Origin of the sequence: Streptomyces sp. NPDC046197 (assembly GCF_040646295.1) — a bacterium.
Classification (GTDB): Bacteria; Actinomycetota; Actinomycetes; order Streptomycetales; family Streptomycetaceae; genus Streptomyces.
The window spans coordinates 111046-125990 of the sequence record NZ_JBEYZY010000006.1; the positions used below are offsets into that span (position 1 = coordinate 111046).

16 protein-coding genes are annotated in these 14945 nt (G+C 72.6%); 11 read left to right on the plus strand and 5 right to left on the minus strand.

Annotated features, from left to right (window positions below; translation table 11 throughout):
* Positions 1–153 precede the first annotated feature (153 nt).
* Positions 154–1452 (plus strand): family 10 glycosylhydrolase, encoded by a 1299-nt coding sequence (locus tag AB0A61_RS10825; RefSeq protein WP_361289443.1) that lies wholly within the window; start codon positions 154–156, stop codon positions 1450–1452.
* Positions 1453–1476: 24 nt separating this feature from the next.
* Here the strand turns inward: AB0A61_RS10825 and AB0A61_RS10830 are convergent, their stop codons facing one another.
* Together AB0A61_RS10830 and AB0A61_RS10835 are read right to left on the minus strand one after the other, a co-directional pair.
* Positions 1477–1680, minus strand: coding sequence for a DUF1918 domain-containing protein (locus AB0A61_RS10830; RefSeq protein WP_361289446.1), 204 nt, complete (start codon positions 1678–1680; stop codon positions 1477–1479).
* Between the two features lie 92 nt (positions 1681–1772).
* A complete protein-coding gene (locus tag AB0A61_RS10835) occupies positions 1773–2774 on the minus strand; it encodes a DMT family transporter (RefSeq protein WP_361289449.1) in 1002 nt (333 codons plus the stop codon).
* Here AB0A61_RS10835 and AB0A61_RS10840 point away from each other — a divergent pair.
* From AB0A61_RS10840 to AB0A61_RS10850, 3 genes are all read left to right on the plus strand, one after another.
* Entirely contained in the window at positions 2773–4215 is a 1443-nt protein-coding gene (locus AB0A61_RS10840) for a PLP-dependent aminotransferase family protein (RefSeq protein WP_361289452.1), read from the plus strand. The genes AB0A61_RS10835 and AB0A61_RS10840 overlap by 2 nt on opposite strands.
* A 77-nt stretch (positions 4216–4292) precedes the next feature.
* Positions 4293–4730, plus strand: coding sequence for a GNAT family N-acetyltransferase (locus AB0A61_RS10845; protein ID WP_361289455.1), 438 nt, complete (start codon positions 4293–4295; stop codon positions 4728–4730).
* 133 nt (positions 4731–4863) lie between these two features.
* The gene (locus AB0A61_RS10850; protein WP_361289458.1) at positions 4864–5457 is read left to right on the plus strand and encodes a histidine phosphatase family protein; all 594 of its coding nucleotides are present in this window, start codon (positions 4864–4866) and stop codon (positions 5455–5457) included.
* On the opposite strand, the gene AB0A61_RS10855 is transcribed toward AB0A61_RS10850, so the two are convergent.
* The 3 genes from AB0A61_RS10855 to AB0A61_RS10865 form a co-directional block, all read right to left on the minus strand.
* The gene (locus tag AB0A61_RS10855) at positions 5439–5969 is read right to left on the minus strand and encodes a DUF6314 family protein (RefSeq protein WP_361289460.1); all 531 of its coding nucleotides are present in this window, start codon (positions 5967–5969) and stop codon (positions 5439–5441) included. The genes AB0A61_RS10850 and AB0A61_RS10855 overlap by 19 nt on opposite strands.
* 53 nt (positions 5970–6022) lie before the next feature.
* Positions 6023–6460 carry a carboxymuconolactone decarboxylase family protein gene (locus tag AB0A61_RS10860; RefSeq protein WP_361289463.1) on the minus strand — a complete coding sequence of 146 codons (438 nt, stop codon included), beginning with the start codon at positions 6458–6460 and terminating at the stop codon, positions 6023–6025.
* A 338-nt stretch (positions 6461–6798) separates the two neighbouring features.
* Positions 6799–8031: a cysteine desulfurase gene (locus AB0A61_RS10865; RefSeq protein ID WP_361289466.1), complete on the minus strand. Its 1233-nt coding sequence runs from the start codon at positions 8029–8031 to the stop codon at positions 6799–6801.
* Between the two features lie 107 nt (positions 8032–8138).
* Here AB0A61_RS10865 and AB0A61_RS10870 point away from each other — a divergent pair, with 107 nt between their 5' ends.
* From AB0A61_RS10870 to AB0A61_RS10900, 7 genes are all read left to right on the plus strand, one after another.
* Complete coding sequence (locus AB0A61_RS10870; protein ID WP_361289469.1) at positions 8139–8735, plus strand: ABATE domain-containing protein; 597 nt, start codon at positions 8139–8141, stop codon at positions 8733–8735.
* Between the two features lie 85 nt (positions 8736–8820).
* Positions 8821–10023, plus strand: a complete 1203-nt coding sequence (locus tag AB0A61_RS10875) for a DUF6745 domain-containing protein (RefSeq protein WP_361289472.1) — start codon at positions 8821–8823, stop codon at positions 10021–10023.
* A gap of 55 nt (positions 10024–10078) precedes the next feature.
* The gene (locus AB0A61_RS10880; RefSeq protein WP_361289475.1) at positions 10079–10531 is read left to right on the plus strand and encodes a hypothetical protein; all 453 of its coding nucleotides are present in this window, start codon (positions 10079–10081) and stop codon (positions 10529–10531) included.
* A 231-nt stretch (positions 10532–10762) separates the two neighbouring features.
* A complete protein-coding gene (locus AB0A61_RS10885; RefSeq protein ID WP_361289477.1) occupies positions 10763–11029 on the plus strand; it encodes a hypothetical protein in 267 nt (88 codons plus the stop codon).
* 259 nt (positions 11030–11288) lie between these two features.
* Entirely contained in the window at positions 11289–12479 is a 1191-nt protein-coding gene (locus AB0A61_RS10890; protein ID WP_361289480.1) for a helix-turn-helix domain-containing protein, read from the plus strand.
* A 465-nt stretch (positions 12480–12944) separates the two neighbouring features.
* Positions 12945–13283: a DUF485 domain-containing protein gene (locus AB0A61_RS10895; RefSeq protein ID WP_361289483.1), complete on the plus strand. Its 339-nt coding sequence runs from the start codon at positions 12945–12947 to the stop codon at positions 13281–13283.
* Positions 13280–14875, plus strand: a complete 1596-nt coding sequence (locus AB0A61_RS10900; protein WP_361289486.1) for a cation acetate symporter — start codon at positions 13280–13282, stop codon at positions 14873–14875. The genes AB0A61_RS10895 and AB0A61_RS10900 overlap by 4 nt, the downstream gene beginning before the upstream one ends.
* The last annotated feature ends 70 nt before the right edge of the window (positions 14876–14945 follow it).

Consider the following 14945-nt stretch of genomic DNA (forward strand, 5'->3'; position numbering starts at 1 on the left):
ATCTACGGCGGTGGCAGGCGGCCCTTGGTCGTGATGCCTGCTCCGATCGTGCACGTTACCCCCGCGCCGACGATGATCGATCACCCGGGTCGGGCATGCTGTGCGCGGAGACGGTCCGTGATCACACGGATCCATGGCGTAGGGGAGTGCCGGATGGGCCGAGTGTCACGGCGGGTGTTCACCGTCGCCGCGCTGTCGACGCTGACGGCGACGCGCGGTGCGGCGGCCGTGGGTCAGGGGCCGGGCGCCGCCACCGGCGCGCCACCCCCGGGCACCGGCGGACCACGTCCGGGCAAGGGGACCGCAGGGCCGCGCCGGCGCACCGTCACGGAGATGCGCGGCATGTGGATGGCGACCGTGCTGAACCGTGACTGGCCCTCGCGCACCGGGCTGAGCGCGGCCCGGCAGCGCAGCGAACTGGCCGTCCTCCTCGATGCGGCGGTGCACCGCCGGCTCAACACGGTGTTCCTGCAGGTCCGGCCGACGGCCGACGCGCTGTGGCCCTCGCCCTACGAACCGTGGTCGCAGTATCTGACCGGAACCCAGGGCAGGGATCCCGGCTGGGACCCGCTCGGTACGGCCGTGAAGGAGGCGCACGCCCGCGGCCTGGAACTGCACGCCTGGTTCAACCCCTACCGGGTCGCCACCCACGACGACCCGGCCCGGCTCGTCGCCTCGCACCCGGCCCGCAAGCACCCCGACTGGGTGGTGCCCTACGGCGGCAGGCTCTACTACAACCCGGGCCTGCCCGAGGTCCGGGCCTTCGTACAGAAGGCGATGCTCGACGCGGTGCGCAAGTACCCCGTGGACGGCGTCCACTTCGACGACTACTTCTACCCGTACCCGGTCGCGGGCCAGTCCTTCGACGACGACGCGGCCTACGACCGGTACGGCAGTGGCTTCGCCGGCCGGGCCGCGTGGCGGCGGGACAACATCGACGCGCTGGTCCGGGAGACGGCCGCCGGCATCAAGGCGATCCGGCCCGCCACCCAGTTCGGAATCAGCCCCTTCGGCGTGTGGCGCAACGCCTCGACCGACCCGCGCGGCTCGGACACGCAGGCGGGCGCCGAGACGTACGACGACCTGTACGCGGACACCCGGAAATGGGTGCGCGAGGGCTGGATCGACTACCTCGTACCGCAGCTGTACTGGAACATCGGTTTCGCCGCCGCCGACTACGCAGAACTGGTGCCCTGGTGGGCGGAGGTGGCGAAGGGGAGCCGGACCAAGCTGTACGTGGGGGAGGCACTGTACCGGGCGGGCGATCCCACGCAGGGCGCCGCCTGGCAGGACCCGGCCGAGTTGTCCCGGCACCTCACCCTCGCCCACGCACACCCGGAAGTGCGCGGACACGTGTTCTTCGCGGCGAAGGACGTCGCGGCGGACCCGGCCGGCGCGATGGCGCGGGTGGTCGCCGACCACTACGAGCAGCCGGCGAAACCCCCGCGCTGAATTCAGGGGGCGGCGTTCGTCCCCCTAGTGTTGTCCCTGTGCCTTGTCCCTGTGGCGGACCTGGCAGTCGGGCCCGGGGCACATCACGGCCTCGTGCCCGTTCTCCAGGCGAACGCGGTACGGCGGATTGCCCTCCGCGCCCAGCACTTCGACGACTTCCGAAACCTGGTCGTGTTGGCCGACCACCCTGCCGTGCTGGACAAGCTGGTCGCCGACGGTTGCGTGCATCTGCAGCGCCTCCTCATCGTGTGCGGAAGCAGCGGCCCGTGGCCTGATTCTACGGCTGCGGGCGCGGACTGGGATCGGTGTGTCCCCACCGATCAGCCGCGCGACCGTTGGGTGACGGCGATGCAGACGAGTACGGCGGCGGCGGTCAGCGGGGCCGCCGCCGTCAGGTGCTCGCCGAGCAGCAGCACCGACCACACCAGTGTGAGCAGGGGCTGGGCCAACTGCAACTGGCTCGCCTTGGGAATGCCGACGGCCGCCATGCCCCGGTACCAGACGACCAGGCCGAGGAACTGCGAGCCGGCCGCGACCCACAGCAGTCCGGTCAGGCCATGGACGCTCAGGTGGACGGGCTCGTACGTCAGTGCGGGCGCGGCGGCGGGCGCGGTCATCGGCAGGCAGAGCACCAGGGCCCAGCCGATCACCTGCCAGCCGGGCATGACCCGGGCCAGCCGGCCGCCCTCGGTGTATCCGGCGGCGCACACCAGCAGCGCACCGAAGAGGTAACCGTCGGCGGCGGTCAGCGCACCGCCGCTCTGCTGCGCGGTGAAGGCGACCACGGCGGCCGCGCCGGCCAGAGCCGCCAGCCAGAAGGTCCGCGAGGGCCGGGTGCCGACCCGCAGCGCGGAGCAGACGGCGGTGGTCAGCGGGAGCAGGCCGACGACGACCGCGGCGTGTGCGGTGGTGGAGGTCTTCAGGGCCAGCGTGGTGAGCAGCGGGAAGCCCAGCACCACCCCGGCGGCCACCACCGCGAGCCCGGGCCAGTGGCGGCGTGCGGGCGGCGGGACGCGCAGCGCCAGCAGACAGCCGCCGGCGAGGACGGCGGCGAGCACGCTGCGGACGGCGACCAGCGTCCATGGCCCGAAGCCCTCCAGCCCCCAGGCGGTGGCCGGGAAGGTCAGCGAGAAGGCGACGACACCGAGGGCCGCCTGGAGGGTGCCGGCGCGCAGCCGCGATTGCGTGCCGGTGGCGGCGGCCGGGGTCCGGGCGGCGGGGCGGCCGGCCGTGGTGGCTGCCATGGGGATCGACGGGGCCGGTGGGGCGTCGATGTCGACCGCTATCCCGGTCCTGGCAGTAGCGCTATCCTGATCTCTCATGCAGGAGCGTAGCAGTGTCGACGAACTGGCGAACCAGCTGCGAGGGGAGCTCCGCCGCTACTCTGCCGGTGAGAAGCTGCCGTCGAGCCGGGCCCTCGTCGAGAGGTTCCGGGTAAGTCCGGTGACCGTGTCGCGCGCCCTGGCGCAGCTGGCCGCCGAGGGGCTGGTGGTCACTCGCCCCGGGGCCGGTGCGTTCCGCGCCCGGCCGCGGACACCGGCCGCTTCGGTCGGGGACACCTCCTGGCAGGAGGTCGCGCTGAGCGCGGACGGCGCCGCCGACCTCGTACCACGAACGGTGGACGCCTCCGGTGTCACGGTCTCGCTCGCCGCCCCGCCGCCCGGGGTGATCGAGTTCAGCGGCGGCTATCTGCATCCGTCGCTCCAGCCGGAGCGGGCCATGGCCGCGGCTTTGTCCCGCGCGGGCCGCCGCCCGGGCGCCTGGGGTCGCCCTCCGCTGGAGGGGCTGCCCGAACTGCGCGAGTGGTTCGCACGGAGCATCGGCGGACCCGGCGGGACCGTCACGGCCGCCGAGGTCCTGGTCTCCGCCGGCGGCCAGTCCGCGCTCGCCACCGCCCTGCGGGCCCTCGCCCCGCCCGGCGCCCCCGTGCTCGTCGAGTCGCCCACCTACCCCGGCATGCTGGCCATCGCGCGCTCCTCCGGACTGCGGCCCGTGCCCGTCCCGGTGGATGCCGAGGGCGTGAAACCCGCGCTGCTCGCCGACGCGTTCCGGGCGAGCGGTGCCCGGGTCTTCGTCTGCCAGCCGCTCTTCCAGAACCCGACCGGCGCCGTGCTCGCCCCCGAGCGGCGCGCCGAGGTGCTGCGGATCGCCCGCGAGGCCGGTGCCTTCGTCGTCGAGGACGACTTCGTACGGCGGCTCGTGCACGAGGACGCGGGGCCGCTGCCGGCCCCGCTGGCCGCCGACGACGAGGACGGCGTCGTCGTCCACGTGGGCTCCCTGACCAAGGCCACCTCGCCCAGCTTCCGGGTCAGCGCGCTGGCCGCGCGCGGGCCCGTGCTGGAGCGGTTGCGGGCCATCCAGGTCGTGGACACCTTCTTCGTGCCACGGCCACTGCAGGAGGCGGCCCTCGAACTCGTCGGCTCGCCGGCCTGGCCGCGCCATCTCCGGGCGGTCTCGGCCGAGTTGAGGACGCGCCGCGAGGCGATGACGACCGCGCTCGGTCTCCATCTGCCCGAGCTCGCGCTGCCGCACATCCCGTCCGGCGGCTACCACCTGTGGCTGCGCCTGCCCGACGGTGCGGACGAGTCCGCCCTGACCGCCGCGGCCCTGCGCGCCGGAGTGGCGATCACCCCCGGCCGCCCCTACTTCAGCGCCGAGCCCCCGGCGGCCCATCTGCGCCTGAGCTTCGCCGCGGTCGGCGGCAGGGCCGAGATCACCGAGGGGGTGGCGCGCCTGCGGACGGCCTGCGAAGAAGCGCTGTAGCGGCGCATCACGCCGTCGTCGCCGCTCCCGGCGGGCATCGGTTCGACATGCCCACGCCGACCTGCGAGTCTCCCGCCATGACCGACATCCCGCGCCCCGCCGACGGCTACGAGATCTCCACCGACACGGACCGCATCGACACCGACCTCGTCCACCACTGGCTCTCCACGGACGCGTACTGGGCGATCGGGCGGCCTCGCGAGAAGCAGGAGCGGGCGATCGCCGGATCGCTCAACTTCGGGGTGTTCGACATCGCCTCCGGTGAACAGGTGGCCTACGCGCGGGTCGTGACCGACCGGGCGACCTTCGCCTGGCTGTGCGACGTCTACGTGGCCCCGGTGGTCCGCGGCAAGGGAATCGGCACCGCGCTCGTCGGTGCCGTACGGGAGCACCTGCGGCCCCACGGACTGCGGCGGATCGCGCTCGCCACCCACGATGCGCACGGGGTGTACGAGAAGCTCGGCTTCCGGCCGCTGCAGCGGCCGGAGCAGTGGATGGCGCTCGTTTTCGAGTGATGTGTCCGGTGCCGGCCGACTTTCGAGTGAAGTGTCCCCTGTCGGCTGAGCTTCGAGTAAGTTTGCGCAAACCCTGGGTAACTCCCGGGTGACACCCCTTGACCTGCGCACTTCGGCGGCCGACCATCGCCGCATGTCACTTCGGGTCACGTTCGTCGCCACCGCGCGCAGCTCACCGCTGCTCGCGGAGCGCTTTCAGGACGACCGGCCGCTGGACCAGGCGGGCTGGGACGAGATGCAGCGCGTCGCCCACGACCTTCTGCCGCTGGCGGCCGCCGACCTGCGCTACTGCTCGCCGACCCCGCGCAGCCGCGCCACGGGGGATGCCCTCGGCTACGCCCCGCTGTCCCAGCTCGCTCTGCGCGACTGCGACATGGGCCGCTGGCGCGGGTTCACGCTCGGCGAGGCGATGGCACGCGAACCGGAGGCGGTGGACGCCTGGCTCGCCAACCCGCGTGCCACACCGCACGGAGGTGAGTCCCTGCTGGCCTTCATCTCGCGCGTCGGCGGCTGGCTGGACACCCGCCCCGTGGGAGACGGGGGCCGCATAGTCGCCGTGGCCGAGCCCTCCGTGATCCGTGCCGCCCTGGTGTACGCCCTGAAGGCCCCACCGCCGACGTACTGGAACATCGACGTCCGCCCGCTGTCGACGACCACCGTCACGGGCCTTGCGGGCCGCTGGAACCTGCGCCTGGACGGGGCGCCGGCTCACGCCTCGCGCACGTAGTCCGTCGTCAGTACGAGATCCTTCGCCGGACCGCGCACGCGCCACACCACGCGCCAGTGGTCGGCGTCCCGCACTGTGAACTCCCCCTGGTAGAGGTCCGCCGCGCACGGATGGCCGGCGACATACCGCCCGGAGCGCAGATCCAGGTCGTGGAACGGCCGCCCGTCCGCGAACCGCACCTCCGCGGTGCCCGGCACGCTCCCGGGCAGGAAGCGCAGCGTCCGCTCGGCGGGCCGAGACGCGCCCCGCCAGACGAAGCGGCCCGACTCGTGGTGCAGCAGACCCTCTCCGCCGCGGTCGCCGCCCTCGAAGTCGCTTCCGGCGGGGTCGCCGCCCTCGAAGTCGCTTCCGGCGGGGCTGCCGCCCTCGGTATCGCCGGCGAGCGTGTTGAAGACGGCGGTGCCGGTGAAACGCCCCTCGTCGCCGCTCGCGAGATCCCGTACCGTCCGCTCGACCCGCCACCTCCCGGCGAGATGGGCCAGCACGTCCGCCACCGGCCAGAACTCACCCATGCCGGTTCCGCTCCTCGCTCATGCCGTCCGCCCGCCGTCACCTTCCCCCAGGATCAGGCAGAGGTGGCGGAGGCCGGCGTGGGCTGCGGTCCGAGGGGCAGCAGCCCACGCTCGGTGAAGACCTTCTTCGCCACGAAGGTGGCGTTCAGCGCCTTCGGTATGCCGCAGTAGACGGCGGAGTGCAGCAGCGCCTCGACGATCTGCTCGGGCGTGAGGCCGACGTTCAGGGCCGCGTTCACATGCACGTCCAGCTGGGCCTCGCAGCCGCCCAGGGCGGTGAGCATGCCCAGCGTCACCAGCTGGCGGTCGCGCGGAGCCAGGCCGGGACGGGAGTAGATCTCGCCGAAGGCCCAGGAGACGATCTGGTTGCCGAGCTCGGGGCTGATGTCGGCGAGCGAGTCGACCACCCGCTGCCCGGCCTCGCCGTCGACCATCCGCAGGACCTCCAGACCGTGGGCGAAACGCTGGTCAAGGGTGGTGTTCTCGCTCATGTGTCCTTGTCCGTCCTCGGCGGCCGCGGGTGCGGCAGCCGTTCGATGCGGTTTCCCGCGCCCTTCGGGCGTGCGGGAGATGGATCTCGTCGTCCGGCGCGGCCGCGTCGCGGTGCGAAGCACGGCTCCGGTCGGCCGGTTCGGTGCGGTGCCCAGGCATGTCGCCGATAGCCCGGTGACTGCCTCGTCCCCTTGCGCCCGCAACGGCGCGAAGCGTCGCACGCCGGTGATCGACATGCCCGTCCCGCGCAGCCCAACAGCACCTCGGAGGGGCTGTCCGCTGGTCATGACACGACCGTAGGACCTGGAGTGCGCTCCCGGTCAAGCGTCGCCCGCGGTCAGGCCCCGAAGTACTTCTGGGCTGCCCGGACTCCGTCGACGAGGGCGTCCACCTCGTCCGGGGTGTTGTAGACGTAGAAGGTCGCGCGGGTCGTCGCGGGGATGCCGTACCGGCGCACGATTGGGCGGGCGCAGTGATGGCCGACGCGGACGGCGACGCCGCGCTCGTCCAGCACCTGGCCGACGTCGTGCGGATGGATGCCGTCGACGGTGAAGGAGACGGCCGAGCCGCGGCCGGTCAGGTCGCGCGGTCCGACGACACGGACGCCGGGGACCTCGCCGAGCAGCTCCAGGGCGCGGGCGGTGAGCCGGTCCTCGTGCGCCGCGACCTCGTCCATCCCCAGCATCCGCAGATAGTCCACGGCCGCCGCCAGACCCACCGCCTGGGCCGTCATCGGCACCCCCGCCTCGAAGCGCTGGGGCGGCGGCAGGAAGGTGGCGCGGTCCATCTCGACGATTTCGATCATCGAGCCGCCGGTGAGGAACGGCGGCAGGCCCGCGAGCAGCTCGCGCCGGCCCCACAGCACACCGACACCGCTCGGGCCGAGCATCTTGTGCCCGGAGAAGGCGAGGAAGTCGGCGCCCAGATCGCGTACGTCCACCGGGCGGTGCGGGACCGACTGGGCGCCGTCGACCACCACCAGCGCGCCGAACGCATGGGCACGGTCGGACAGTTCGCGCACCGGGTTGACCGTGCCGAGGACATTGGACTGATGGGTGACGGCGACGACCCTGGTGCGCTCGTCGATCAGCTCGTCGAGCCGGGCCAGGTCGAGGCGGCCCTCGTCGGTCAGCCCGAACCAGTCCAGTGTCGCGCCGGTGCGCTCGGCGAGCTGCTGCCAGGGCACCAGGTTGGCGTGGTGCTCCATCTCCGTCACCACGATCCGGTCGCCGGGGCCGACGCGGCCGGCCAGGCCCAGGCAGTAGGCGACCAGATTGATGCCCTCGGTGGTGTTCCTGGTGAAGACGATCTCGTCGTCCGCCGCGCCGACGAAGGCGGCGATCGTGTGCCGGGCCTGCTCGTACGCCTGCGTCGCCTCGCCCGCGAGCTGGTGCGCCCCGCGGTGCACGGCCGCGTTGCGAGTCAGGTAGAAGTCCCTTTCGGCATCCAGGACCTGGAGCGGCTTGTGGGTGGTGGCCCCGGAGTCGAGGTAGACCAGACGGGCCCCGCTGTCCATCGTGCGTCGCAGGATCGGGAAGTCCTCGCGCAGCACGTCCACGTCGAAGCCCATGGCCTCTCACCTCTCACGGCTCTCACGGCTCTCACGGTTTTGTTATCGGTTTTCCGTGAGGCACGCTAAGCGTCCTCACGGAGAATCGCAAGCATTAACATGAGAGCGTGGATCACGAAGCCCCCGTCTACCTGCATCAGCTCCCGGTCCCGGGCGAGGAGCGCTACGTCTGCCTGGCTCTCGTCAACACGCGCTTCACCCTCAGCCACGGACCAGTCGACCTGCTCGACGACGCCGAGGCCGCGCACCTGTGGCTCGTCCGGCACGGGCTGCTGCCGGACCGGGTCGCGCTGAACGGCAGGCAGTGCGGGCGGCTGCTGGGCCTGCGGGAGGCGCTGCGGGCCCTGTTCACGGCGTACGGCGACGGGCAGGTCCCGGCCCCCGAGCACCTGGCCGCCCTCAACTCCGCCCTCGCCGCGGCCCCCTCCACCCCCCGCCTGGCCTGGCCGGCCGACGGGCCCCACCGCGCCGACGAGCCCGACACCGGCAATCCGGCCGCCGCCGCGCTCTCCCTGCTCGCCGAGGACGCCACCGACCTGCTCACCGGCACCGAGGCCGACCAGCTCACCGAGTGCGCCGCCCAGAACTGCGCCCGCTGGTTCCTGCGCTCGCACGGCGCCCGCCGCTGGTGCACGACGAAGTGCGGCAACCGCGTACGGGCGGCCCGGGCGTACGCGGCGAAGCGGGGCAAGGGGATGGAATAACTCGCTTGTCCACCGCGGAGGTTGCTGGCACGATCCTCGGCATGATGATGCGAAAGGCGGACCTCGAAGTCCTCCGGTGAGCCCCGTGACGCCTCCCCGAGGGGGAGCAGATCACGTAGCCCTGGCACGCACCCTGAGCGAGGAATGGCGGGCGCACGGCCTCGCCACCGGCCCGGCCGACCGGACCACGGCCGAAGCAGCCGTCACCGAGCTCTACCGCATGATCGGCGAACCGGCCCCCGCGTTCCGGTGGGTGCCCTCGCCGGCGGCGGCACTGCCGATCGTCCTCGACGACCAAGGCACCTTCCCGCGCACGGAGTTGCGGGGCACCGACCTGCCCGCGCGCCTGCTCGCCTGGCCCCCGGCCGCGCGACTGGCGATCCTCGTACACGCCCTGCGCGGCCGCCTCGATCGCGCCCTGGGCCGCGACGAGTCCCACTCCGCCCTGCGACCGCCCCTGTCCGTGCCCGCCGACGAGGCCCTCGCCGCCGGTGTCGCCCTGCACAGGGTTCTCGACGTGCTCGTCCACGGGGCACTGCGGACCACCCTGCACGACTGTCTACGCGCCCCGATGCGCGCCGAACTGATGCCGGCCGACGGCGGGCTCGGCGGACAGACCTGGTACGGACAGCACGACGCCCATTGGATCGCCCACTACGACCTGTACGCCCGCACCGGCCTGGCCCGGTACCGGTCCGGGGACGCCCGGCTGCTCGGCGTGCTGGCCGAAATCGCCCGCAGCACCGGCTGGTGGTGGCCCGGCAGGGGCCGATGCGTCATGGCGGAACGCCCCGTCGAGATCCACACGGAGCCCCTCCCGAACGCCCTGCACGGCGAACGCAGGCTCCACCGTGACGACGGCCCGGCCGTCCGGTTCGCCGACGACACCCTGGTCCACGCCCTGCACGGCACCCACGTACCGCGCTGGGTGATCACGAACCCGACCGCCGATCGCATCCACGCCGAACGCAATGTCGAGGTCCGCCGCAGCGCCATCGAGCGGATCGGCTGGCAGTCGTACATCACCCAGGCCGGGTTGCGGCACGTGGCCACCGCCGACGACCCCGGAAACCCCGGCTCCGTCCTGCACCTGTACGACGTGCCGCGCGAACTGTGGGGGAGGCCCGCGCGCCTGCTGCTGGCCGTGAACGGCTCCGTGGAGCCGGACGGCACCCACCGCCGCTACGGCCTGAGCGTCCCCGCCCACTTCGACGACCCCGTCGCGGCGGCCGGCTGGACGTACGGCCTGTCCGGCGAGCACTACGCGCGACTCGTCCGCCGTACCTGATCACCCGCCTCCAGGACCCTGATCACACGCCTCCACGACCTTCAAGGTGATGCAGATGACCACGACCCTCGCCGACCTCACCGCCCGCACCGGCCTCGACGTCCTGGACCACCTGGAACGTCAGGTCGCCATCCCCGTCGTCGACGGCCTCCAGGCCCAGGGCGACCTGATCGTCGTCCCGTACGCCCTCGTCACCCGGAGCGTGCGCACGCTGACCCCGGCGGTGTGGGACGAGGTGCCCGCCGCCGGCGTCGAACTGCTGCGCAGCGCCGCCGGCGGGAACCCGCACACCCTGGTCGCCGATCCCGGCACATGCCGGTGGACCAGCTATGTCAGGGACACCACGGGACTTGCCCTGGGCCTGCTCGACGCGTCGGCGGTCGCCCACCTCATCCACCCCGAACACGGTGGGACGGGCATCGCACCCGGCCGGTACGTGGTGCGCAGGCAGCGGGAGCGGTCGACCGAACGGACGGGCTGGTACGGCAACCGCGTGATCGTCGACTGACACCCGCACGTACCCGGCCGGTGCGGACGTGGTGCGGTTCCGGCCGGGCGGCGTGGCGCGGAGGAAGCGCACCCCACCCGCAGGGCGGTGCAAGGACACCGCCCGCCCGATCCCCGTGGTGCTCCTCCTGGGGAATCCGGCTCTCGGAGCACTCCCGCTCGGCGCCGCCCCCACGTGCGGTCCGGCGCATCCGGGACCGCGTGACCCGACACAGAGAGCAGGTGCATCCTCATGCGTCCCTCGGCTCGTATCCCCAGTGTTCTCGCCGGCCTGGTCCTGGCCCTCGGCGGTGCCGCCGTCGCCGCGCCGGCCGCCCACGCGGACATGCCGGCCTGCCAGGACTCCGTCCAGAGCACCGGCACCGAGGTCACGGACGCGGTCCGGATGGCGTGCTACCACGGCCTGGTGGGCGACGAGAGCGGCTGCGTCAGCGGCCTGACCCAGGCCGGCGTGCCGGGCGACGTCGCGGCGACGGCGTGCCGCCAGGCCTCCCGGTAGCCGGCGGGTTCGTACGACTGTGGCGGTTCACCGGCTCCGCTCGGAACACCGAGGCCCGGACACCGAGGCCTGGGGCACCGAGGCCCGGGACACGGAGGCTCGGGACACGGAGACCCGGGCGACGACTCGACGTGCGTGACGAAGCAACTGGCGACGAAGCGCTGTGCGACGAAGTAACTGTGCGACGAAGCGCTCGGGTGGCCGGACGCATGCCTGCCGGGCTCTGTGCGGCGGGAAGGGGCCGCACTAGAGTGCCGACGTGCACGCAGAGCTCGATCCCGCAGTCGTCGACTCCCTGTTCGCCGGGGCGGATCGGCTCACCGACACGATCGTCGACCGCATCCGGGCCGAAGTCGGCTTCTACCTGGCCGGGGGCTCGGTGTCGCGTGACGCGCTGCGGCAGTCGGTCCACGACAACGTCATGCGGGTCCTGCAGCAGTTCGCGGGCGGCGGCCTCGCCGCCGCCCTTCAGGCGCCACGGGCGACCGGCCGGGAACGGGCCCTGCAGGGCGCCCCGCTCCCCGAAGTACTCAGTGCCTACAGAATCGGCTTCGGCTGCTTCTGGGAGGAACTGGTCGCCCTCGCCCGCGCCGGCAGCCGGCTCGGCGACTCCCAACTGGTCGACCTCGCCGCCGACATCTGGCGGATGAGCGGTGAGTACGCGGACACGATGGTGAGCGGCTACCGCGAGGCCTCCGCCCAACTGATGCTGCAGCGCGAGCACGAGCGTTCCGTCCTCGTCGAGGCGCTGTTCGCCGGTTTCATCGACGGGCAACGGACCCTCTGGGAGACCGCCGAGATCCTGCGGCTGCCGCTGGAGGGCGACTTCGTCGTGGTGGCCGCGGAGACTCCCGCGATCGGGCGCCAGGCCCTTGCCGACATCGAATCGCGGCTCGAGGCGGAGGCGGTCAGGTCGGCCTGGCGGCTGCTGCCCCACGAGCAGATCGGCGTGGTGTCCTCGCGCAGTGTGCGGATGCGGGAACGGGCTCTGCAGGTACTGGGCCGGCAAGCGGTCTCGCGCATCGGCGTCAGCCGGCCGTTCACCTCACTGCGGGAAACTCCGCAGGCCCTGCAGTTCGCCCGCCTCGCCCGGGGGACACTGCCCGCCGGTGAGGCCGGGCTCGCGCGGTTCGAGGACACCGCGCCGCTCGCGGTACTCGTCGCGGCGGCGCCCGCGGAGGCCGAGCGGGTCGTCTCGACGATCCTCGGCCCCCTGCGCGAACTGCCCGCCGAGGACTGCTCGCTGCTCATCAGCACGCTCGACGCATGGTTCACCGCGGGGGGCTCGGCCGCGGACACCGCACAGGCCATGTACTGCCACCCCAACACCGTGCGCTACCGGCTCCGCCGACTGGAGACACTCACCGGACGCTCACTGCACAACCCCCAGGACGTCGCGGACCTGGCCACCGCGCTGCAGACCGCCCGGATCGTCCCCGGCCTGCGATAGGCCCGCCCTCCGGGTGCTCGCGGGATCCCCCGGTGCTCGCGGGATCCCCGGGCGCCCGCGGTGCGTTGCGGGCGGCCCCCGCTGTCAATGCGGTGCGCCGGACCATCAATGCGGTGCGCCGGACCGTCAATACGGTGCGGCGGCCCCGCTGTCAACGCGGTGCGCCGGACCGTCGAGGCCCGCTGCCCGCGGTACCGCCGGCAGCCCCGAACCGGCTTTGTCACACGGAACAGTCATGCCGGCCCAGCGTTGTTCGCGGGTCCATGGGTGGGCCCGCGCCCGGCGGTCAGGATGTTCGCCCACGGCAACGGGTTGGCCGCGGCACACGGAAAACAGCTCCGTGCCCAACCTCGCGCAGGCCCTCGCCTCGCCCCCTGATCAGCGCATCCGGAAAGGCAGTTCGTGACAGCATCGGACGATTTTCAAGAGCCCTGGATTCCCCGTAGCCACCGGGCCGGTCCCACCGTGACCGTCACGGGCGACCCCCTGGCATACGTACGGGCCGACGCGGCGGCGCTGCGCCGGGCGCACCGCTCGCTGCGGCGCAGCACCGTCGGACTCGTACTCGGCGGCCATCTGTCGTACGCGGCGCTGTCCTGCCTCGCCCCCTCCCTGATCGGAGCGCGGACAACGGGCCACTTGACCCTCGGGATGGCTCTCGGCCTCGGGGAGATGGGTCTCGTCGCCACCGTCCTCGTCCGGCACGCCCGGCATACGACAGAGCGCATCGATCCGCTCGCCGACCGGCTCCGGTCCTATCTCGTGCAACGGCGCCGCGCCGCGGCGAAGGGAGCGACGGCATGAGCGACCCGTCCTCCGCCTCGCCGGGCACCACCCTCGTGGTCTTCATGGTCTTCGTCGCCCTGTGCCTGCTGCTGTGCGTGCTGGCCGGCCCCGAGAAGGACGATCCGGCCGAGTTCTACACCGGCAACAGCGGCACCGGCGCACTGACGTCCTTTCAGAACGGGCTGGCCATCGCGGGCGACTACATTTCCGCGGCCACGGTGCTCAGCACCACCGGCGTCATCGCGCTGGCCGGCTACGACGGCATGCTGGTGGCATGCGCCACCGTGATGTCACTGCTGCTGACGGCGATCCTCCTCGCCGAACCCCTGCGCAACTCCGGTCGCTACACCATGGGCGACGCCATCGCCGGCCGGCTGACCGGCCGCCGGGTGCGGATCGCGGTCGGCGTCGTCACCCTCGCGGTCACCCTGCCCTATCTGACGGTGCAGCTCTCCGGTGCCGGCGCGATGGTGACGTTCCTGCTCGGGTTCACCGGCAACGAGGCGAAGCCCCTGTGCACCGTCATCATCGGCGTGCTCATGGTCTGCTACGCGGCGCTCGGCGGGATGAGGGGCACGGCCGCGGTGCAGATGGTGAAAACCGTGGTGCTGTTCGCCACCGTGACGGTGGTGACCTTCATCGTCCTGAACCGATTCGGGTGGAACCCCGGCAGGCTCCTCGACGCGGCGGTGGCCGGCAGCGGCAGGGGCGACGGTTATCTCCGTCCCGGCCTCGAGTTCGGCGACTCGTCCACCGGTCGACTCGACTTCCTCGGCTTCCAGCTCACCATCGTCCTCGGCGCCGCGACCATGCCGCACGTCACCATGCGGCTGTACGGAGCCCGCAGCGCCAGGGCGGCCCGCGTGTCCATGCGCTGGGCCGTGAGCCTGACCGGCGTCTTCTGCGCAGCGGCCGTGGTGCTGGGACTCGGCGCCGCCGCCGTCGTCGGCTCGGCGACGATCGGCGCCTCGGACCCGAACGGGACGACCAGCGTGCTGCTGCTCTCCCGGGCGCTCGGCGACGGCTCGGGCGTGCTGGTCGCCGCCATGGGGTGCGCGGTCTTCGCCACCGCGCTGGCCGCCGTCACGGGTCTGCTCCTGGCCGCGGCGTCTTCGGTCGCTCACGACGTCCTCACCCAAGCGCTGCTGCGCGGACGCGTGTCACCGAAGCATGAAGTGGTGCTCGCCCGCGGCGCGACAGCCGTGGTCGGAGCACTTGCGATCCTTCTCGCGGTGTGGTCGAGGGACTGGAACCTGTTGTCGCTCATCTACCTGGCACTGACCCTCGCGGCCTCCGTGGTGCTGCCGGTGCTCGTCCAGACCCTGTTCTGGAACCGCTACACCGTGCGCGGGATGCTGTGGTGCCTGTACGGCGGTGTCGCCGTCGTCACGGCCCTGACCCTGTTCTCCCCGCTCGTCTCGGGCACACCCGACTCGCTTTTCCCGCATCGGGACTTCGCCTGGTTTCCGCTGCGGATGCCCGGGCTCGTCACGATCCCCCTCGGCTTCGTGCTGGGCTGGTTCGGCAGTGTCCGGCACCGCACCGGGCCGGATGCCCGCCGCGACGAGGAGGCCGAGCTGCGCACACTGACCGGAGTGGGCGGGGAGTGAACGCCGGCCGGGTTGATCGCACCCGGTCGGCGATGTCCGCATACTGATCCACCAGTATTGCATAAACGTG

What these genes read in the sequence shown, in the direction of transcription:
- AB0A61_RS10835 (WP_361289449.1), bottom strand. Translation starts at nt 2,774, where the DNA reads ATGAGAGATCAGGATAGCGCTACTGCCAGGACCGGGATAGCGGTCGAC.
- AB0A61_RS10855 (WP_361289460.1), bottom strand. Translation starts at nt 5,969, where the DNA reads ATGGGTGAGTTCTGGCCGGTGGCGGACGTGCTGGCCCATCTCGCCGGG.
- AB0A61_RS10845 (WP_361289455.1), top strand. Translation starts at nt 4,293, where the DNA reads ATGACCGACATCCCGCGCCCCGCCGACGGCTACGAGATCTCCACCGAC.
- AB0A61_RS10900 (WP_361289486.1), top strand. Translation starts at nt 13,280, where the DNA reads ATGAGCGACCCGTCCTCCGCCTCGCCGGGCACCACCCTCGTGGTCTTC.
- AB0A61_RS10860 (WP_361289463.1), bottom strand. Translation starts at nt 6,460, where the DNA reads ATGAGCGAGAACACCACCCTTGACCAGCGTTTCGCCCACGGTCTGGAG.
- AB0A61_RS10830 (WP_361289446.1), bottom strand. Translation starts at nt 1,680, where the DNA reads ATGCACGCAACCGTCGGCGACCAGCTTGTCCAGCACGGCAGGGTGGTC.
- AB0A61_RS10825 (WP_361289443.1), top strand. Translation starts at nt 154, where the DNA reads ATGGGCCGAGTGTCACGGCGGGTGTTCACCGTCGCCGCGCTGTCGACG.
- AB0A61_RS10850 (WP_361289458.1), top strand. Translation starts at nt 4,864, where the DNA reads ATGTCACTTCGGGTCACGTTCGTCGCCACCGCGCGCAGCTCACCGCTG.
- AB0A61_RS10885 (WP_361289477.1), top strand. Translation starts at nt 10,763, where the DNA reads ATGCGTCCCTCGGCTCGTATCCCCAGTGTTCTCGCCGGCCTGGTCCTG.
- AB0A61_RS10840 (WP_361289452.1), top strand. Translation starts at nt 2,773, where the DNA reads ATGCAGGAGCGTAGCAGTGTCGACGAACTGGCGAACCAGCTGCGAGGG.
- AB0A61_RS10865 (WP_361289466.1), bottom strand. Translation starts at nt 8,031, where the DNA reads ATGGGCTTCGACGTGGACGTGCTGCGCGAGGACTTCCCGATCCTGCGA.
- AB0A61_RS10880 (WP_361289475.1), top strand. Translation starts at nt 10,079, where the DNA reads ATGACCACGACCCTCGCCGACCTCACCGCCCGCACCGGCCTCGACGTC.